This is a genomic window from Thalassolituus sp., from assembly GCF_984348125.1.
The window spans coordinates 35,599-54,444 of the sequence record NZ_CFHJLR010000008.1 but is presented as its reverse complement, the minus strand read 5'-3'; the positions used below and the strand labels follow the sequence as shown (position 1 = coordinate 54,444).

Annotated in this window: 16 protein-coding genes; 7 read left to right on the top strand and 9 right to left on the bottom strand. The window is 53.3% G+C overall.

Annotated elements, in window-relative coordinates; all coding sequences use genetic code 11:
* Positions 1 to 12: 12 nt before the first annotated feature.
* Positions 13 to 798, bottom strand: a complete 786-nt coding sequence (locus tag AC5E51_RS07660) for a sulfite exporter TauE/SafE family protein (RefSeq protein WP_068440980.1) — start codon at positions 796 to 798, stop codon at positions 13 to 15.
* 65 nt (positions 799 to 863) lie between these two features.
* Here AC5E51_RS07660 and AC5E51_RS07655 point away from each other — a divergent pair, with 65 nt between their 5' ends.
* From AC5E51_RS07655 to mepK, 3 genes are all read left to right on the top strand, one after another.
* The gene (locus AC5E51_RS07655) at positions 864 to 1,607 is read left to right on the top strand and encodes an NRDE family protein (RefSeq protein WP_488072711.1); all 744 of its coding nucleotides are present in this window, start codon (positions 864 to 866) and stop codon (positions 1,605 to 1,607) included.
* Between the two features lie 195 nt (positions 1,608 to 1,802).
* Positions 1,803 to 3,461, top strand: coding sequence for a L,D-transpeptidase family protein (locus AC5E51_RS07650; protein ID WP_488045512.1), 1,659 nt, complete (start codon positions 1,803 to 1,805; stop codon positions 3,459 to 3,461).
* Positions 3,462 to 3,611: 150 nt separating this feature from the next.
* Entirely contained in the window at positions 3,612 to 4,172 is a 561-nt protein-coding gene (mepK, locus tag AC5E51_RS07645; protein ID WP_488045511.1) for a peptidoglycan L,D-endopeptidase MepK, read from the top strand.
* A gap of 15 nt (positions 4,173 to 4,187) precedes the next feature.
* Here the strand turns inward: mepK and ptsP are convergent, their stop codons facing one another.
* A complete protein-coding gene (gene ptsP / locus AC5E51_RS07640; protein WP_491778390.1) occupies positions 4,188 to 6,473 on the bottom strand; it encodes a phosphoenolpyruvate--protein phosphotransferase in 2,286 nt (761 codons plus the stop codon).
* A 63-nt stretch (positions 6,474 to 6,536) separates the two neighbouring features.
* Positions 6,537 to 7,028 carry an RNA pyrophosphohydrolase gene (gene rppH, locus AC5E51_RS07635; protein WP_068440986.1) on the bottom strand — a complete coding sequence of 164 codons (492 nt, stop codon included), beginning with the start codon at positions 7,026 to 7,028 and terminating at the stop codon, positions 6,537 to 6,539.
* A gap of 160 nt (positions 7,029 to 7,188) precedes the next feature.
* On the opposite strand from rppH, the gene AC5E51_RS07630 reads away from it, so the two are divergent.
* Positions 7,189 to 7,848, top strand: coding sequence for a histidinol-phosphatase (locus AC5E51_RS07630; protein WP_068440967.1), 660 nt, complete (start codon positions 7,189 to 7,191; stop codon positions 7,846 to 7,848).
* Positions 7,849 to 7,861: 13 nt separating this feature from the next.
* Entirely contained in the window at positions 7,862 to 9,040 is a 1,179-nt protein-coding gene (locus tag AC5E51_RS07625; RefSeq protein ID WP_491778389.1) for an imelysin family protein, read from the top strand.
* A 6-nt stretch (positions 9,041 to 9,046) separates the two neighbouring features.
* On the opposite strand, the gene AC5E51_RS07620 is transcribed toward AC5E51_RS07625, so the two are convergent.
* The 3 genes from AC5E51_RS07620 to AC5E51_RS07610 form a co-directional block, all read right to left on the bottom strand.
* Positions 9,047 to 10,243, bottom strand: a complete 1,197-nt coding sequence (locus tag AC5E51_RS07620; protein ID WP_068440957.1) for a class I SAM-dependent rRNA methyltransferase — start codon at positions 10,241 to 10,243, stop codon at positions 9,047 to 9,049.
* A gap of 159 nt (positions 10,244 to 10,402) precedes the next feature.
* The gene (locus tag AC5E51_RS07615) at positions 10,403 to 10,831 is read right to left on the bottom strand and encodes a type 2 periplasmic-binding domain-containing protein (protein ID WP_488072715.1); all 429 of its coding nucleotides are present in this window, start codon (positions 10,829 to 10,831) and stop codon (positions 10,403 to 10,405) included.
* Between the two features lie 15 nt (positions 10,832 to 10,846).
* Positions 10,847 to 12,109: a porin gene (locus tag AC5E51_RS07610; protein ID WP_491778388.1), complete on the bottom strand. Its 1,263-nt coding sequence runs from the start codon at positions 12,107 to 12,109 to the stop codon at positions 10,847 to 10,849.
* A gap of 209 nt (positions 12,110 to 12,318) precedes the next feature.
* On the opposite strand from AC5E51_RS07610, the gene AC5E51_RS07605 reads away from it, so the two are divergent.
* Both AC5E51_RS07605 and AC5E51_RS07600 read left to right on the top strand, forming a co-directional pair.
* Positions 12,319 to 13,938: a methyl-accepting chemotaxis protein gene (locus tag AC5E51_RS07605; protein ID WP_491778387.1), complete on the top strand. Its 1,620-nt coding sequence runs from the start codon at positions 12,319 to 12,321 to the stop codon at positions 13,936 to 13,938.
* A gap of 203 nt (positions 13,939 to 14,141) precedes the next feature.
* Positions 14,142 to 15,014 (top strand): HDOD domain-containing protein, encoded by an 873-nt coding sequence (locus AC5E51_RS07600; RefSeq protein ID WP_297531484.1) that lies wholly within the window; start codon positions 14,142 to 14,144, stop codon positions 15,012 to 15,014.
* Positions 15,015 to 15,029: 15 nt separating this feature from the next.
* On the opposite strand, the gene AC5E51_RS07595 is transcribed toward AC5E51_RS07600, so the two are convergent.
* Genes AC5E51_RS07595 through pepP form a run of 3 tightly spaced genes read right to left on the bottom strand, consistent with a single transcriptional unit; the run spans position 15,030 to position 18,785 of the window.
* On the bottom strand, positions 15,030 to 16,229 hold the full coding sequence (locus AC5E51_RS07595; RefSeq protein WP_491778386.1) for a UbiH/UbiF/VisC/COQ6 family ubiquinone biosynthesis hydroxylase: 1,200 nt from the start codon (positions 16,227 to 16,229) through the stop codon (positions 15,030 to 15,032).
* 5 nt (positions 16,230 to 16,234) lie between these two features.
* Positions 16,235 to 17,464: a 2-octaprenyl-6-methoxyphenyl hydroxylase gene (gene ubiH, locus AC5E51_RS07590; RefSeq protein WP_301387669.1), complete on the bottom strand. Its 1,230-nt coding sequence runs from the start codon at positions 17,462 to 17,464 to the stop codon at positions 16,235 to 16,237.
* A 4-nt stretch (positions 17,465 to 17,468) separates the two neighbouring features.
* A complete protein-coding gene (gene pepP / locus AC5E51_RS07585; RefSeq protein ID WP_488072722.1) occupies positions 17,469 to 18,785 on the bottom strand; it encodes a Xaa-Pro aminopeptidase in 1,317 nt (438 codons plus the stop codon).
* Positions 18,786 to 18,846 lie beyond the last annotated feature (61 nt).

Genomic DNA, 18,846 nt, shown 5'->3' with positions numbered 1-18,846 from the left:
ACGGTAAAACAGTTAAAAGAAAATAAAGCGGATTCCGACGACGCAGAGTAACACAGCGAACAACTTTTTCAGCAGCGCCGCATCAAGCTTATGCGCCAGGCGCGCACCCACCTGAGCACAAGGTACGCTGGTCAAAGCAATCCCCAGAACAGCAGGCCAGTATACGAATCCGGTAGACCACTCTGGCAGAAGATCATTCCCTTGCCCGGCAATGATATTGGTGACTGCTCCGGTCAGAGCGATCGGAATCCCACATGCAGCAGACGTCGCTACTGCCTGACGCATACTGAAGCGCATCCATGACAAATAAGGGACAGTAAACGTCCCACCGCCGATACCGAACCATGAAGAACCGAAGCCAACAATACTACCCGCACTCATCAAGCCAAGAGCAGAAGGTCGATCTCCCTTGCCTGGCGGCTCCCAGCCGGTGAACATTTTCAACGCCAACAGCAGCGCAAAGACACCAATGATGTTCTGCAATACCGGACCAGGAACTTCACTGATAAGGACCACACCCGCCGCCGTACCAATAACAATTCCGGCGGCCATACTGCGCACCAATGACCAGTCGATCGCGCCATTGCGGTGATGCTCACGCACGGAACTCAGTGAAGTAAATACGATAGTGGCGAGAGAGGTAGCCACGGCCATATGGGTAAGCACCTCGGCGGAAACGCCCTGTGCTGCGAAACTGAAAATCAGTACAGGAACAATCACCATGCCCCCGCCGATTCCAAACAGTCCGGCAAGCACGCCAGCAAATGCCCCCACCAATAAATAGAGTAAAAAGGTCATACAGATCGGTTCTTCTTCATGGTCGCGGCATTATGAAGCATTCGTGCTTGGTGTACACTGCCGCTATGTGCTTAATCGTTTTCGACTGGCAACCCGGTCAATCTCAGTGGCTGCGCCTGAGCGCAAACCGCGATGAATTTTATCAACGCCCTGCGGCGCCGATGCACCCATGGGAAAATATTCCCGGGCTGTACGCTGGCAAAGATCTGGAGCAGGGCGGTACCTGGCTTGGATTCAGAGACACTGGTCGCTGGGCCGCACTGACCAATGTTCGCGCCCCGGGAGCAGGCCCTCAGAATCCCAGATCACGCGGTGAGCTGGTCACAGACTTTGTTGAATCAGACCTGCCAGTAGAAGACTGGCTGCAGAGAATTAACTGCGACGACTATGCGCCGTTCAATCTGCTCGCCGGTACAGCCACAGAACTCTGGTATCTGAGCAACCATCCTGACCGCCAGCTGAGGCGACTACAAGCCGGTCGCTACAGCCTGAGTAACGCCCAACTTGATAGCCCGTGGCCAAAGGCCGAGTTAGCAAAAGAGCAACTCGCTCAGGCTGACAGCGGATTCGCAACGCTGCTGAACCGTCGTGATCCCTGGCCCGACGAAGTTCTGCCTGCGACTGGCGTCCCCATCCTCTGGGAGCGGCTTCTTTCGGCTCAGTTTATCATCGCACCAGGATACGGTACCCGTTGCAGTACCGGCATTCTCGCTTCAGGAAACGATGTCCAATTACAGGAAATCACCTGGAATGAGCAAGGCGAAAACGTCGGCGAGAGAAGCTACAGATTAGCCATTAAAGACAGGTAGTCTGTCCCCGTTTGTTACAAACGAATACGCAAGTGTGAGAGCGAGTTCGAAAAGCACGTCCATACTAAAGCTATGACGTGTATAAATCGCAGAACACCGAACAGCCACACACACCGCGTGCCTCTGATTGTTGGCGGGGTATGCGCGTTGCTGCTGTTTGCGGCGCTGGCAGCGAGCCTCCATACACGACCTTTTATGCCACCCAGTGTTGCGCAGGAACACATGGAGCATTGGCTGATTGAGGGTGCCCGCAAGGTCGCCGGTGAAGTCAGGCTCCGGCACATCCGCAACATGGAACCCTTTTACCTGAAACGTAACTACCAACCTATCTGGCTGGACAGTTACCAACTGCGCCCGGAAGCACATGAACTCATCGAGCTTCTGCGAGAAACTTCCGTCGATGACTGGCGCAATTACGGTTATTCATTGGATACGCTTGAACGCGAGATGCGCAAGCTTACTAATCTGCCGGAGCAGGCCACCGCCATGGAGGTACTGCTCACCGATGCCTTCGTGACATACGCAGAGCAGGCTCTCAATAACGAACTGATCCCCAACGCTGACGAGAATGACCATCCAACCATGCGTAAGGTCGTTCTGTCTGGCGAGGACCGGATCACAGAAGAACAGATCATCACCCTGCTGCATGAGTCCGTACGCCAGAATAAACTGGATGAACTACTGGCTGGCATGGCCCCCCAGCACGACGGCTACCGACGCCTTCGCGCCGAGCTGAAACGCTATCGTGATATCGACCGAAGCGGCGGATGGCGCCCTATTTCTCACGAGCTGACCCTGAATGCTGGCGACCGCCATGTCGAGGTCCCGTATCTGCGTTGGCTGCTCGACCAGTATGGCGATCTGCCCAAAGGCACTCTGGCCTGGTTCCTCGGGGATAAGAGCGAAAAGACTTTACGCGCCCCAGCGCGGGAGAAAAATCCCGATCTGAGCAAGCCAGAGTATCTGTTCGATGGACCAATGCGGGCCGCCATTAGTAGCTTCCAGCAGCGACACAAGTTAGAAAGCACGGGCAAGCTCAATAAAGAAACCATTGATCGCCTGAACATTCCGCCCTACCAGACAGCTCAGCGCATCGCTCTGAACATGAAGCGTTGGCGCCAGTTACCAAACGACCTTGGCCATCGTCACATCATGGTCAATATGGCGGATTACTCAATGCGCCTGATGAATGGCGGATCTCCCGAGCTGGAGATGAAGGTGATCATTGGCCGACTCGATCGGCGTACGCCCGTCATGACAGATCTGATGCGCATTATTGAAATCGCCCCGACCTGGACGGTGCCTCCACGTATCGCCAGTTCCTACCTGCTTCCTAAACTGAAGCGTAACCCTGACTACCTGAAGCAAAAAGGCTTTGACGTATTACAGTGGCGAAACGGCTCAGCCGTGCATGTCTCAGCGGATGAAATTAACTGGAAGAAATACAGCGCTCGCAACCTGCCTTACACCTTTGTACAGCGTCCAGGGAAACTGAACGCACTGGGCACGGTGAAGTTCCTGTTCCCGAATGATCAGAGCATCTATCTGCACGATACTTCTAATCCGGAGCTGTTCACGAAAGATCAACGTGCTCTCAGCTCAGGCTGTGTCCGGGTAGAGAAGCCCCGACTGTTGGCTGAGAAACTGCTTCAGTCACAGGATGGCTGGCATCGCGGACGCATCGACGAAGCGATTGATCACAACCGTACCAGCCGTATCCGCATCAAAGATCCTGTACCCGTACATCTGATGTACTGGACTACCTGGGTCGATGACAACGGCAGCCTCCAGATACGCGATGATGTCTATCAGCGCGACCTCATCGGCGGTACCGCCACCCACGCCAGCCTGTAACAACTACTTACACGCTGGCGCGTATTTACGAAATACGGACATGACACACCTGTCGTGACGAACTTACTGATGAACTACGCCTGATTTTTCCCGTTGGACTTTTGGCATACTGACCTCTCACTGTAATCCCAATGTAACAGGAGTCAGAACATGCTGGACCGTCGCCGTTTTCTGCAACAGTTTGCCGCTGTTTCTGCTGCAGGTATGACAGGCCTCAGTACAAATGCTTACGCCGCCTCAGAATCAATCATTGATCCCGGCCCTGATCGTACTTTGAGTCTGTACAACATTCACACGGGTGAAACGGTCAAAAGTACCTTCTGGTCTCAGGGGCAGTTTATCGACAGTGAAATTGAAATGATCGATATGCTGGTACGTGATTTTCGCGCCAACGATGTAATGGCAATGGACAGAAATCTGTATCAGGATCTGTACGAACTACAGACCCGCCTCTCACCCAACAAGCCGATGTACATCATTTCGGGTTACCGCTCGCCGAAAACCAATGCCGCTTTGCGTAACGGTTCTTCAGGCGTCGCGAAGAAAAGTCTGCATATGCAGGGTCGCGCAATCGACCTGCGCATCCCTGGCGTATCTCATAAAGAACTGCATCGTGCGGCGCTGGAATTAAGAAGCGGTGGCGTTGGTTACTATCCAGACAGCGGGTTCGTTCACCTTGACACCGGACGGGTTCGCCGCTGGCAGGGTTAATCCCCTGAGAAGGTTTTAATTCAGGCCGACATTCGGGCCGATAATACGTCCGAAACCGGCCTTCTCCAGCATCAGCTGCAAGGTTGATGCGATGACTTCACCACTCTCCATGGTGATGACTTCTTCGAGTAGTTTCTCTGCCCATTCACGGCTGATGCCACGCAGGACCGACTTCACTTTCGGCAAGTTAGTCGCGTTCATCGACAGGCAGTCATAGCCCATTGCCATCAGCAGGACAGCACCCATGGGGTTACCTGCCAGCTCACCACAGACACTGACAGGTTTACCCTCCGCTTTGGCATCATCGACGATGCGTTTCAGTGCCTGCAGAACCCCAGGATGAAACGCCTGATAGAGATCAGCAACACGAGGGTTGTTGCGGTCAACGGCAAGCAGATACTGCGTCAGGTCATTACTGCCGACCGACAGGAAGTCGACGCGCTGAGCCAGATCCTTGATCTGATAAACAGCCGCAGGAACTTCCACCATAACGCCAACTTCAGGCATCTCGACCTTAAAACCTTCTTCGAGTGTTTCTACATGCGCACGGTAAATGAGGTGCAATGCCGTATCCACTTCAGCAACGTTGCTGATCATCGGCAGCATGATACGAAGATTATTGAGGCCTTCACTGGCCTTCATCATGGCGCGTACCTGCACCAGGAAAATCTCAGGATGATCGAGGGTAACGCGAATACCGCGCCAGCCGAGAAACGGGTTTGCCTCATTGATAGGGAAGTACGTGAGCGCCTTATCCCCACCAATATCCAGCGTACGCATAGTCACCGGGTCTGGACTGAACGTCTCGAGCTGCTCCCGGTAAATCTCCTGCTGCTCACTCTCCGACGGGAAGCGATCCTTCATCATGAACGGCACTTCGGTACGGTACAGGCCCACCCCTTCGGCACCCCGATCACGACTGCGCAACGCATCTGTAATCAGGCCAGTATTCACCCAAAGGGGAATGCGATGTCCATCGAGAGTTTCGGCCGGTTGATGCAGCAGGCCCTCAAGATCTTCGGCAAGCGCCTGCTCTTCTTCGTAGATGGCATAGTACTGCTCACGCAATTCATCATTTGGATTCGAGAACAGAAGGCCACGGTAGCCATCAACGATCAGGTCTTTGCCATCAAGTTGAGCATGCGGCAAGTCTACGGCACCCATCACAGTCGGGATACCCATAGCACGCGCCAGAATCGCCACGTGAGAGTTGGAAGAGCCTTTCACCGACACCATAGCGCGCAACTTTTCAGTCGGCACTTCACCCAACATGGCGGGCGTCAGTTCTTCGCTGACCAGAATAGTATCATCAGGGTAATCGTCCGGGCGCGAGGTCGCTTCGTTGCCCTGTAAATGCGCAAGAATACGTGTACCAAGGTCGAGAATATCGGTAGCTCGTTCGCGCAGGTAAGCATCTTCCATCATCTGGAAGTGACCGACGTACTCCATGACTACCTGACGCAGTGCCCCCTGCGCCCAGTTGCCCTTATTGATCGAAACTTTGACCTCAGCACCCAGAGCGTTGTCGTCCAACATGTTCAGATACACGTCGAACAAAGCCATTTCTTCGGGGCGCAGTTCGCCTTTGAGCTTGCCGCCTAACGAGCGTATCTCTTCTCGCGCGGCTTCCAGCGCGAGATCAAAGCGCTCCAGTTCGATCTCGACCGACTCAGGTTCACGATCAACCACTCCCGAGAGGTCTGCCGCGGGTGAAATAACCACCCCCGTACCAAGGCCAACGCCCGGCGCACCCGGAGCACCGGTGAAGCGGGTACTCTTTTTCGGTTCGGTGGCTGTCTGTGGAATATGAAGGATATTGCCGGTCGCTTCGGCATGAGCAATCACGCCCGCCAGCTGCGCCGACATGGTCACCAGAAACGCCTCTTCACCAGCATCAAACTGACGGCTGTCGCGCTGCTGTACCACCATCACGCCCAACAGGCGTTTGTGGTGGATAATCGGTACGCCAAGGAAGGACATAAAAGGATCTTCCCCGGTCTCAGACAGGTACTGAAAACGGGGATGCTCAGGAGCATTATCGATATTCAGGGGTTCTTCGCGGGTACCGACGAGGCCAACAAGGCCCTGTGAGCCAGCAAGGCTGACCTTACCCACAGCGTCCTGACGCAGACCTTCGGTCGCCATCAGAACGTAGCGCTTTTCATCAGGCTCATACAGATATACTGAGCATACCTCGGTCTGCATCGCCTCGCGGATACGGGCAACCACTACCTTGAGGGCCTCACTCAGTTCGGTGACTGAGCTGACCTCCTGTACGATACGTCTCAGTATATCGAGCATGTTTTCTGTTCTGGCCTCGCTATTAGGCTCAGTTTATCTCGTTCGTTGTTATTATCTCCGGACTCAGCCGGACTTACGCTGCAACCTTGCAATACGCGGTGCCAGTTCCGCCAGTGCGCGACGGTAGACATCGCGCTTAAAGGCAACGACTTCACCAAGAGGGAACCAATAACTCACCCAGTTCCACCCATCAAATTCGGGGTTGCCCGTCGCTGAGAGGTTAATCTCTGATTCCTCTGCCAACAACTTCAGCAAGTACCATTTTTGCTTCTGCCCAACACACACAGGGCGCTTGTCGCGTCTGACCATCCGCTTTGGCAGGCGGTAGCGCAGCCAACCGCGGGTCGAACCGATGATCTGTACGTGCTCGGGTAAAAGACCCACTTCTTCCTGAAGCTCACGATACAGTGCTTTCTCCGGCGACTCTCCGCGCTTTATTCCCCCCTGTGGGAATTGCCAGGCATTCTGACCAATCCGACGGGCCCACAGCACCTGCCCCATTGCATTGCAGATGATGATGCCGACGTTCGGACGATACCCATGCTCGTCTATCACAATGCCATCCAACTCTATCTATTCACTCAACCTTGCCGATTTTATCGCAAAGATCAAGGGCGCACGTCGGGTGCGTAAAACATAATAAGGAAAGTATGGCTTGTTCCCGCTAGAATAGCGATCTGTTTCTGATTCATCTGCCAATACAGGGCCGGTTACCGTGGCATTAGCAATTTTCGATCTCGACCATACCCTTCTCTCTGGTGACAGCGACCACGCCTGGGGGCAATTCCTTGTTGATCGTGGTCTGGTCGACCCGGAAGTCCACCAGCGCCGCAACGATCATTTCTATGAACAGTACAAAGCGGGCAGTCTGGATATCCACGAATATCTTGAATTTGCCATGCGCCCATTGACGGAATACGACGCTGATCATATGCATGCGGAGCGCGACATATTCCTCAACGATCGTATTGAGCCTCTGGTCAGTCAGAAAGCAAGAGACCTGATCCGCCATCACGAAGAGCGCGGGGATACCCTGTTAATCATTACAGCCACCAACGGGTTTGTAACCTACCCGATTGCCGAGCGACTGGGCATTACACACATTATTGCGCCGCATCCAGAAGTCATTGATGGCCGCTACACCGGTAAAACCGTCGGCATCCCGAGCTTTCAGGATGGCAAAGTGACTCGCCTTAAAAGCTGGATGGAAGAGCATAGCCACGACATGGAAGGCAGCTATTTTTACAGTGACTCGCACAACGATCTGCCGCTTCTGCGTCTGGTCGATCATCCGGTCGCCGTCGACCCTGACCCAACACTTCAGGCAGAAGCGGAAGCCAATGGCTGGCCAGTCATCAGCCTGCGGGTAGATTGAGAAGACTGAATCGATGAAGCGCCTGGCCTCCGCATTACTGGGATCAATGCTACTACTCTCCGCCTGCACTGACGGAGAGCACAACAAGCCCATGAGCACCGAGGTATCGGGCCTGCCTGAGCCGGAAAGCCTGGCTGTTGATGAAGCCTACCCCGAGCGATTGATTAATATTGCCTATGCCCAGCTTTCAAAGTCAGTAGAGGCTGCACAGGCACTTCAGTCGAGTGCTGAAGCACTGCGTAAGAACGCAACACCAGAACGCCTTGCAGAAGCCCGGAACCACTGGCGTGCCAGTTACTCCGCCTACCTGTCGTCGCTTGCTGCTTCTGACATACCGGTACGCGAACCCAGCGAGTGGTTTGCCGCCAAACTGACACGAAGACATCTGGCAGAACAGATAAACAGTTGGCCCGTCGAACCCGGCTATATCGATTACCTCGAAGGTTACCCCTTCACTGGTATCGTTAATGACACGACTCTGGTTATCGACAGAGAATCTCTGCTGGCACAACATCAGTTTTCCGATGTGACCTACGTGAGTGTGGGCTACCACGCGATTGAGTTCGTCCTCTGGGGAGAGAATGGTCAGCGCCCGGCGTCTGATTTCGATATGAATGCTGCGAAACCCGAAGAAGGCGACAGCAGTCCGGTCGCTCATCACGAGCGCCGCGGAGACTACCTGACGACATTGGTCGGCATCCTGATTGCTGACCTGCAACGACTGCAGATGCGCTGGACACCGTCCCCGGAAGCTCAGGGGTATTATGCGCAACTGCTCTCTACAGCGACCCCTACAGAAACATTACAGGCCAGCTTGCTGAACGTGAACCGGATTATTGAACAAGACCTGCTGCAGAACTACCTGACAGACATCGGCAGTAGCCCATTCAGTGGAGGGACACAGGCCGACGTGGAAGCGATACTCCGTGGAATTCGTCAGGTACTGATTTCAGAAGATGGGACAAGCGGCCTTCAGCCACTGCTGACAGCGCGCAAACAGGAAAAGGACTTGGCGCTTCTGGCAGAGGTAATTGCTCAGACCAGTGCAGACACCGCCTGCATTGCAGGTTGGCAAACGGCAGTGTCTTATCTGGAAGGTCAGTCAGCATGCCGCCAACAAATGCTGGAACTGCTGATTACCCTGAAGCAGATCAATGATCAGCTGGGCCTTAAGATCCCAGCGAGTGGCTGATCAGGCTCAGCGCGTTGGCAATACGCGAGCAAACACCGCTTTGAGATAGCGTGTCTCAGGAATAGCTGGCAGCACTGGGTGGTCTGCCCCTTGAGAGCCCACATGCTGAATCAATACTTCACGATCAAGCTCACGCCCCAGAACCCGCAGAATATCCGGCAAGCGGTCATCGGCCAGATGCATAGAGCATGAGCCCGCGACGATCATGCCGTCTTTGTTAAGAAGTCTCATCGCAATCTGATTGATGCGCTTATACGCCTGCTCACCCGCTTTAACATCTTTACGACGTGGGATAAACGCAGGTGGATCGACAACAACGATATCAAACCGCTCACCGTTATCGCGTAGTTGTTTCAGGGCAGCGAAAGCATCCCCTTCCCAGCAGTGCAATTTATCTTCGACACCATTAAGTGCCGCATTCTCTTCAACCCAATCCAGCGCCTGTGCAGAAGCATCAACACAATGTACTTCACTTGCACCATGGTTAGCCGCCTGAACGCCCCAGCCACCGACATAACTGAAGACATCCAGCACACGCTTACCCTTCACCAGGCGATTGAGCTGCGCGCGGTTTTCACGGTGATCATAAAACCACCCGGTTTTCTGACCATGAATGACCGGCGCCATAAAGCGTGTGTCATTCTCGATTAACGGAGCGCAATCGTCTTCCAACTGACCATGAACAATATCAACGTACTCGTCGAGGCCTTCGACCGCACGCAGTTTACCGTCATTTTTCAGCACAATCGTCGCAGGTGACGCCACTTTATGAACCGCATCGATGATGTCGTCGCGCAGCATCTCCATCGCAACGCTGGAGATCTGAATCACAGCAACATCACCAAAACGATCAATCACCAGACCCGGCAGGCCATCACTGTCACCATACACCCAGCGATAACACTGATGTGGATACCAGAGTTCACGACTGCTAAGCGCCACCTGAAGTCGGTGAACTATCAGCGAAGCATCCAGCAACTGCGAAGGGCTTCGGCTAATAAGACGCCCGCAAATTAATTGATCCGGATTCATCACTGCAACGCCAAGTGGCTTACCACTCGCCGCCTCAATAACTACCTGCTCCCCGGCCGTGATATTTTTCAACGGAGTTTGTGCTGTATCGACTTCATTACTGTACACCCAAAGGTGACCAGACTTCAGACGACGCTCCGTCTTTGGCTTCAGGCGCAGAGAGGTAAGCATGAAACAGGCTCCGGTAGAAATAGAGAGTTGGAAACAATGATGTGCAGAGCCCGGGAGTATACGCGAAAAGCCCCGGCGCATCATACGATTCGCCAGGGCCTTATAGGTGCTTTTCAGCGTTTACTGCCGCTATCTCGATAGCGTTAGCTTGTCAGGCTATCAGTAGGTCATTACCACCTTAACCGCATCCGTGACCGCTGATGAATCCACAAAGCCAATGGCTTTCGGATCACCTGCAACGGCATCAATCACGGCAGCGTCACTGTCCAGAGACTTTGGCGGTACGCCTTTACCGGTAAAGATAAGGCGCGACCAATGTGACTTCATCTGAGGCTCGGATTTACCGACCGCTGCATCCAGAAATTGCTGACGGATATCCGATCCTTCTTTCTGGTCCAGTGGTTCTGCCTGCATATCGTTAGGGAATTTCGAGCTTTTACCAAGATAGATTTTCTTAATATCGGCATCTGAAATTCCGGCTTCGTTAGACGGATGAACAATCACTGCAATTTCCGCCATGCTGGCGATCGAAAACAATGAGAGCAACATCCCGCTGAATACGACACGAATAATTTTTACGACATTCATTAAGTTACTCCTCAATTAAAACATCAGGTCGACGCCGACACGTACGAGTGACGGTGAAAACTCACGATCGCCAGAGCCATCCTCAGGCTTTAGGGTGACATCATCCTGGGTGTATTCGAACTTCAACGCCGCAGCTGGGTGATAGTCATAACGCAGACTCACGGTCACTGCCGACGATTCTTCTCCTGCGCGATAGATATCGGGAATTGCACCAACCAGTTGCTCGATTCCAGCCGCAGAAACATCGTTAGTGGCTCCACCAGCCGCAGCATTCAATGTAGCTTCGATATTTTTCTGAGAAAGTAGGTCAATCGTGTCATCGTTATTCGGTGAACTGTAATTCGCATAAGTCAGGCCCAGCGTATAGGCATCCCAGCGATAACCGGTAAATACATACCAGGCCTGACGGTCATTTGAAGTCGGTGAATCATCAATCACAATATTTGCGTACTCAGCCGCAGCGACCCAGGTCCCCCAGTCACCCGATAAACCCGCGCCTAAATAGGTGACCGTATCTTCATCGACCGTTAACAGATCAAGCTCATCATCGGTAAGCGCCAGCGCTGGATTGATACCCGCGAGTGCATCACCAATACCATTACCAACTTCGTTATAGGCCGAAATCGTCAGATCAGACATGGTATACGTCAGGTGAAAAGTCAGAGCATCGTATGTCAGATCCCAGAACAGGCCGATCTGATTTTCATTGTCGATGACAAGGTCACGCTCACCGAAGTTAGCCGTCTGGCTCGTGCTGCCAAAAAGGAAATTCAGACGTGATGTAAAATCGCCAATATCCGTCAGGTGCTCAAACATAACGCCATCCGTATTCTCGAGGCCCCCGAGGTTATAAACCTCAGGTGGTGGCGTTACCCAGGAGTAGGCGTAACCCACTTTCTGAAAATCTGAATACAGGAAGAAAGGCACCCGCTGACGGCCCATCTTAACGCTCCATTCATCGTTGAACTGGTACTTAAGAAACGCCCAGCTCAAGTCTGCGTCATAGCCACTGCGCCCTTCTGCCGTCAGCTGTGCTGTTGCCGTCAGGCCATCGCCCAGATCAGATGCAAACTGAAGCCCAAACTGAGAGTCATACTGGAAGTTCCCGGTCTCTCCGTAACCGCGATACAGTTCGCCGGGGATCTCTTTGTTATCGACCACATTGCCGTAATAGAAGGAGGCAAAACCATTAATTCTCAGGTCAGCTGCAGAGGCTGTGCTTGCAACCGCGGCAGCCAGAACTGTCAGGCCGCTTTTGCTCAGATTGTGTAATTTCATCGGGTTACTCCGTATTCATCGTCCACTAACCTTAGCTTCTTAAATATGTCCCGCCAGGAATGACCAGCGCGAGAACCTGACTTTTGTAACACCGTTCACCTAATTCAAAAATAGCTTGATCTGATTCGTCAATTTTATTGTCTGTGGCTGGCTGATCGGTAGTTTCGTGACTATGGTTTACTGACAGATTTACACAAAGGTAAGCAGTCATGACCTGGTTCAGCCGCCTCAGCGTGTTCCACAAAATCATGCTCATACTCGGCGTTTACGCGATTTCCAGTGCTATCAACTTCACGATTGGTATCAAGGGCGTTAACGACACCAAGAGCTACATCGTTAATCTTGAAGAACGTATATACGAATCCGTACAGCTGGCAACACAGAACAGCTTCCTGTTGCAGCGTGCCGATGAAATGTTCACTCAGTCGGTGACCGCCGGTGACCCTGAAATGCAGACGTTAGGTGAAGAAACCGTTGGTGATCTCCTCAGCAATATTGATCGCCTGCTCACCATTGATACCTCCAACAAAGATCTACTCAGCCAGATCAAAGTCAGTGCTGCGGAATATCTCAGCGTATCCAGCAAACTGCTGAATAACCTGCTCAGCGATAACCCTGATTTCTCACAACTGCAAAGTCTCGGTTCGCAAAAATCCGATCTTCTGAGCGAGACCAATGCGCTGTTAAAGCAGCACAAAGCGAACGTTGATACGCAATTCTCCTCGGCGATCGACGGAGCCCTGTCGAGCAGCTCCCGCACCCTGAACATGGTGACAGTGACCAATGTCGCATTTCTGATTTTGCTCAGCATGCTGATTTTCTATATCGGTCGCCTGTTCAGTAACACGGTTAATTCAATGAAGAACTCTCTGGCCGATCTGGCCGATGGGAGCGGTGACCTGAATACGCGCCTGAAAGTAGAAACCGCTGACGAACTGGGTGTCATGACACGTAACTTCAACGCTTTTATGGACCGTCTCAATGAGATTATCCGTAAGGTTAAAGAAGTGGCTCCAGAGGTGGGAGACGCCGCAAACGCCATGAGTGGCAGTACAAAGCACGTCCGCTCTGTCACCGAAAATATGAGCCACAGAGCCTCAGAAGCGACCTATGCGATGAATGAAATGGCTAAATCAATCGAAGAGGTCAGCCAGTCAGCCAGTGAAGCCAGCGGTGTTATGCAGGAGACTCGCGATGAATCTGCCGAGAGCCTGAAGATCGTTGAATCGACCATCAATAACTCTCGTGAACTGAACTCACAGATTCTTGAGGCCTCTGAGCGGGTCGAACGACTGGTACGCGACACCGGCGATGTATCGACCATTCTCGACGTCATCTCAGCCATTGCTGAGCAAACAAACCTGCTGGCTCTGAACGCAGCAATCGAAGCAGCTCGTGCAGGCGAACAAGGCCGGGGTTTTGCGGTGGTGGCTGACGAAGTCCGTGCCCTCGCTTCCAGAACCGCGTCTGCGACGACCGAGATCCGCGATGTCCTGGACCGCCTGGAGTCCGCCGCCAACGAGACAGTACAGTCGATGACATTAGCGAAAACCCAGTCTGAACAGAATGAGCAAAATGCAGAGCAGACAGGCAAACATATTTCGCAGATAAAAAGCCGCGTAGAAAGTGTGAGTTCGATGGGGCTGACCATTGCTGCGGCGACTGAAGAGCAAACGGCGGTTGTGAGGGATACGCACTCAAGCATCAGTGCAATGAACGACACGGTCAGCGAGATCCAACAATCATTTGCTGAACTCGCACGCCTTGCAGACAACCTGCAAGGTGCGGCCGGGCATCTGCAGGACTCAACCTCTAAGTTCCGGATCTGAGGTTACTGCTCCACTTAGCGCAACAACCTGCCGGGCATGGAGTAAATGCTGCTGACACCCCGGCGGGGAGCACCAGCAGCGCCCGGACACCTTGTGAAGCAGATACGCACAGGTGCACATTGATTACAAAATAACAAACACCTCTGCTGAGTTCTGACTAAACTTAGTTCACTACTTTCCGGTCCCGATTTCGGCAGGCAGCCATGGCGCAACCTCTTACAGATCAGCAGATAAGCGACATCATGCAGGGCATCCGCGTGCCACCGCAGCCGCAGGTGTTGGTTGATCTGCAAATGGAGCAGATGTGCCCCGACCCGGACCCGCGCAGTATCGCAAAGCTGATCAGCCAGGATGTCGGCCTTACCGGTGCCATCCTTAAGGTAGTTAACTCGGCAGCCTACAATCTCAGTGCGCCAAGCACGTCAGTCGAGCATGCGGTCAATCTGATCGGGATCGATAGCGTAATCAACGTAATCAATGGTCTCGCCATCCGCAGCGAACTCAGTGATGCCAACATTGTGCAGCTCAACCGCTTCTGGGATACCGCCACCGACATTGCCAATATCTCCGTGGATATCGCCCGTACCATCAACTTTGAACCTACCGACTGGGCCTACATGCTCGGCTTATTTCACAATTGTGGCATTCCACTGATGATGATGCGGTTCGATAACTATTTTGATGTTATGGAGGAATCTTATGCGCACCCTGACAGGCGCGTAGTGGATACTGAAAATGCCATACTCAACACCAACCATGCTGTGATTGGCTATTACACGGCCAAGTCGTGGCGGGTTCCGAAACCCATCTGCGACGTGATTGCAGAGCACCACAATGCCACTCATTACTTCCGCCCGGAAAATACGAGCGACGATGAGCGCAAAACACTACTGGGCATTCTCAAGCTCGCGGAGCATATCTGCGGAAATTACCGAATTCTTGGCCAACAGGACGAAGACCTTGAATGGCAAGCATCAGGAAGTGAAATTCTCGCTCACCTTGGCCTTGGCGAATACGACGTAGAACAACTGACGCTCTCGTACGATGAGAGCGGCGTGGGCGCTCAGAACTACTGAAGCGCCGCTAGTAGCTTACTGCAAGCCCATCGCTTTCATAACGACGTGCTGTTTTATCGGCATCATTTTATCGAACAGGCGCATTCCCTCGTTGCGTATCAAGCGCACCAGAGGCTGGTCTGACGCAAACAAACGCTTAAAGCCCTCCATTGCTGCCATGGTCGCCAGATTATCGGCCTGTCGCCGGCGTTGATATCGAGCCAGTACCGCATCAGCACCCGGAGATAGCCCCTTATCAAACGCTCTAAGAATCTCTTCAGATAACACCTGAGCGTCTTTAAAGCCAAGATTCACGCCCTGACCAGCCAGCGGGTGAATCGTATGGGCAGCATCTCCGGCCACAACAACTCCCGCTTCGTAGTACTGCGATGCATGGCGCTGGCGCAACGGGAAGCGCTGTCGGCGTGATACTTCAGTGACTCTCCCCAGCTTGCCTTCAAAGGCGTCGGTAAGTGCAGCGCAGAAGTCTTCGTCAGACATCGCCAGCACCTTGTCTGCTTCATCTGGCAAAGTCGACCAGACGATTGAGGCAAGATGATCATCGGAATGCAGAGGAAGGAATGCTAGAGGCCCTTCCGGACGGAAGCGCTGCCAGGCGGTCTGTGCGACGCTCTGCTCAGTACGTACAGTCGCTACGATCGCATGATGGCCATAATCCCACTCACGGGTCGTCATCCCGGCCATCTGACGCACGTTAGATAGCGCACCATCAGCACCCACGAGAAGACGGGTTTTGAGTGTATTTCCGTCCGCCAGAGTCACTGGTACCCAGCCGTCTGCATCTGGGTTATCGAAACTCTGTACCGCGGTTTGAAGACGCTCGATTGAACGAGCCGACTCTGTCACCTGATTCAATGCCGTCAGCGTCTGTCGATTTTCAACGATATGCCCCAGCGCCGGAACGTGCAGGTCGGTCGCATTAAAGGTGACCGAGCCCGTCCCCTCTGCGTCCCAGACGTGCATCCGGGTATAACCACTCAGCACCTGGTGCGGAATAAGTTCCCAGGCACCGATGTCTGTCAGGAACGCCTGAGACTGGGCCGTAAGTGCACTGACCCGTAGATCATAATCATTCACACCATCGCACTCGCCCGCGGGCACAGGCCCAGATGGGTCAATCAGAGCAACGTGTATATCATCCGTGCCCTGACTCAGGGCCGCGGCAATGGCCTGCCCAACCAGCCCCGCACCTACAATGGCAACATCAAACTGCATAATATTTATCCCAGTTTCGCGGCTGTATGACCCAGCCCCATAGCATGACGAGCAAACAGACGTCGAGCGACCGGAGCAGCTGCCATGGTCAACAGACCCGCATCGCGCAGAAATGCAACTGCCGGTACTTTGCTGCCGAATATTTGCGGCAGAAGATCACTGGCTGTAATGGTATTGCGCTGATCAGCCGACTGCTGCTGAAGGTAGGCTTCCAATACCTCCAGACTGCCCACATCCTGCCCCTGCATCGCCGCCCGGTTGAGATGTTCAGCAAGGGCCGCAGCATCTCTCAGTGTGAGGTTAAACCCCTGACCTGCTACAGGATGAAGGCTGTGCGCGGCATTACCCAGTAAAACCAAAGAGCGCCTGACCTGCTCGGATGACTTAACCAACGCCAGCGGATAAGTCAGTCGCTCGCCCATGGCGGATATCTTACCGACCCGGTATCCGATACGGGCCTGCAACCGTTCGATCAGTGCGTCATCCGCCAACGCCAGAACGTCATCGACCTCATCATCGCTAAGAGTCCAAACAACGGCGTATTCATCTTTATTCAATGGTAAAAAAGCGATCGGTCCATCACTACTGAAGCGTTCATACGCCCAATGGTCATGAGGCTTATCACATTTAACCTGAGTCACCAGTGCCTGCGCACCGTAGTCTTTGCGACTTTGCTCAATGCCCAGCTGGCGCGGCAGTGGCGAGCGGCCGCCATCGGCCATAATCAACAGTTTTGTAGTCAGCGTATGACCATCATCCAACTTCAGTTCAGCGCCCTCTGCGGTCATACACACAGTTTCTGCACAGTTTGGCGCCATCACATGCAGCTTGTCTGAGTCGTTCAGGCCCGCCAGTAAGCCTTGACCAAGGCGATGATTCTCAATGATATACCCGAGCGCTTCGGTGTTCTGTTCATTAGCATGCAGCTGAGCCTGACCGAAGCGACCTTCATCGCTGACCTGAATGTGATCAATACTGCAGGCGTAGGGGGCAATGCTGTTCCAGATGTCCAGCTCTTCAAGTATCTGTCTCGTTCCCCAAGAGAGTGCAGTTGCTCTGCCATCGAACGATGGAGGTCGGTCTCTGTCGTCTTTATCCCAGCTCAGGGGCTGACGATCAATCAGGGCAATGCTAAGTCCAGCCGCACGTGCAGGTGCCAACAAATGAACCAGACTGGCGCCGGCCATACCGGCACCGAGAATGGTGATGTCTACCTTGCTGTTATCTGTACTCATAGCTTTACGCACTCATCAGAGCTTCAATATCTGCGATCTCTTTCACGACGTCTTTGGTCAGAACATCGCAACCATCTTGAGTTACTACGACATCATCTTCGATACGGATGCCGATACCACGCCATTTTTCATCGACAGATTCATCGTCAGGTGCAACATAAATACCCGGTTCAATGGTCAGTACCATGCCCGGAGCGAGCGTGCGCCACTCGCCCTCCACCCGATATTCACCGACATCGTGCACATCCATACCCAACCAATGTCCGGTTTTGTGCATGTAGAACTGGCGATACGCGAGCGACTCAATCAGCTCGTCAACCTCACCACTCAAAAGACCGAGCTCAACGAGACCGGTTGTCAGTACTTTAACTGCAGCCTCGTGAGGCTGATTCCAGTGATTACCTGGTTTAGTCGCCTCAATCGCTGCGTGCTGCGCATCAAGCGTCAGTTGATACAGTGCCCGCTGAGGCTCACTGAAACGCCCGTTAGACGGGAACGTACGGGTAATATCAGAAGCGTAGTAATCCAGCTCACATCCTGCATCGATAAGTACCAACTCGCCATCATTAATGACGTCATCATTGCGCGTATAGTGGAGTATGCAACCGTTGTCACCCGAACCGACAATCGACGGATAGGCAGGCCAGCGACTACCCGCCGCCATGAAGATCTGCATAATTTCAGCTTCCAGCTGATACTCGCGCATTCCCGGGCGCACAGTCTGCATAGCACGGGTGTGTGCCTCGGCACTGATCTCGGCTGCATGACGCATCACCGCCACCTCAGCATCCGATTTAATCACACGCTGCTCATGAAGCAGGTGATCCAGCGCACTGAATTCGTGAGGAGGTGTTGCACCACTGCGCACCTGAGCCCTTATGTGATTTACCCATTGCATCAGCTGGCGGTCAAACTCCGGGCTCGTGCCCAGATTCGCATAAATACGATCACAGCCTTCGATCAGCCCTGGCAGAATATCGTCGATATCAGTTACCGGGAATGCATCGTCGCAGCCTAAAACCTCAGGCGCCGCTTCCGGACCGACACGACGTCCAGTCCAGATTTCCTGCTCTTTGATTTTTTCCTGACAGAACATCACGTATTCGCCATGTTCACGCCCGGGAATAAGCACCAGCACCGAATGCTCTTCATCAAAGCCACTCAGATAATAGAAATCGCTGTCCTGGCGGAAAGGATGTTCAACATCACGGTTGCGCACGGTGACGGGCGCAGAAGCCAGAATCGCGATGCTGTTCGGGCTCATTTTCTCCATTAACGCCTTACGACGTTTTGCGTACTCGGCAGAATCCAGCTTGATCATAGTGATCTCTCTCAGCATCTTGTGTGCGTTGCTATCGTGAATATCCAGATTGATTTTCTGT

Bases quoted from the DNA above. Each gene is read 5' to 3' on its own strand.
- AC5E51_RS07610 (WP_491778388.1), bottom strand. From the start codon at position 12,109: ATGAAATTACACAATCTGAGCAAAAGCGGCCTGACAGTTCTGGCTGCC.
- AC5E51_RS07660 (WP_068440980.1), bottom strand. From the start codon at position 798: ATGACCTTTTTACTCTATTTATTGGTGGGGGCATTTGCTGGCGTGCTT.
- ptsP (WP_491778390.1), bottom strand. From the start codon at position 6,473: ATGCTCGATATACTGAGACGTATCGTACAGGAGGTCAGCTCAGTCACC.
- AC5E51_RS07595 (WP_491778386.1), bottom strand. From the start codon at position 16,229: ATGCAGTTTGATGTTGCCATTGTAGGTGCGGGGCTGGTTGGGCAGGCC.
- ubiH (WP_301387669.1), bottom strand. From the start codon at position 17,464: ATGAGTACAGATAACAGCAAGGTAGACATCACCATTCTCGGTGCCGGT.
- AC5E51_RS07625 (WP_491778389.1), top strand. From the start codon at position 7,862: ATGAAGCGCCTGGCCTCCGCATTACTGGGATCAATGCTACTACTCTCC.
- AC5E51_RS07600 (WP_297531484.1), top strand. From the start codon at position 14,142: ATGGCGCAACCTCTTACAGATCAGCAGATAAGCGACATCATGCAGGGC.
- AC5E51_RS07655 (WP_488072711.1), top strand. From the start codon at position 864: ATGTGCTTAATCGTTTTCGACTGGCAACCCGGTCAATCTCAGTGGCTG.
- mepK (WP_488045511.1), top strand. From the start codon at position 3,612: ATGCTGGACCGTCGCCGTTTTCTGCAACAGTTTGCCGCTGTTTCTGCT.
- AC5E51_RS07650 (WP_488045512.1), top strand. From the start codon at position 1,803: ATGCCACCCAGTGTTGCGCAGGAACACATGGAGCATTGGCTGATTGAG.
- AC5E51_RS07620 (WP_068440957.1), bottom strand. From the start codon at position 10,243: ATGCTTACCTCTCTGCGCCTGAAGCCAAAGACGGAGCGTCGTCTGAAG.
- pepP (WP_488072722.1), bottom strand. From the start codon at position 18,785: ATGATCAAGCTGGATTCTGCCGAGTACGCAAAACGTCGTAAGGCGTTA.
- AC5E51_RS07605 (WP_491778387.1), top strand. From the start codon at position 12,319: ATGACCTGGTTCAGCCGCCTCAGCGTGTTCCACAAAATCATGCTCATA.
- AC5E51_RS07615 (WP_488072715.1), bottom strand. From the start codon at position 10,831: ATGAATGTCGTAAAAATTATTCGTGTCGTATTCAGCGGGATGTTGCTC.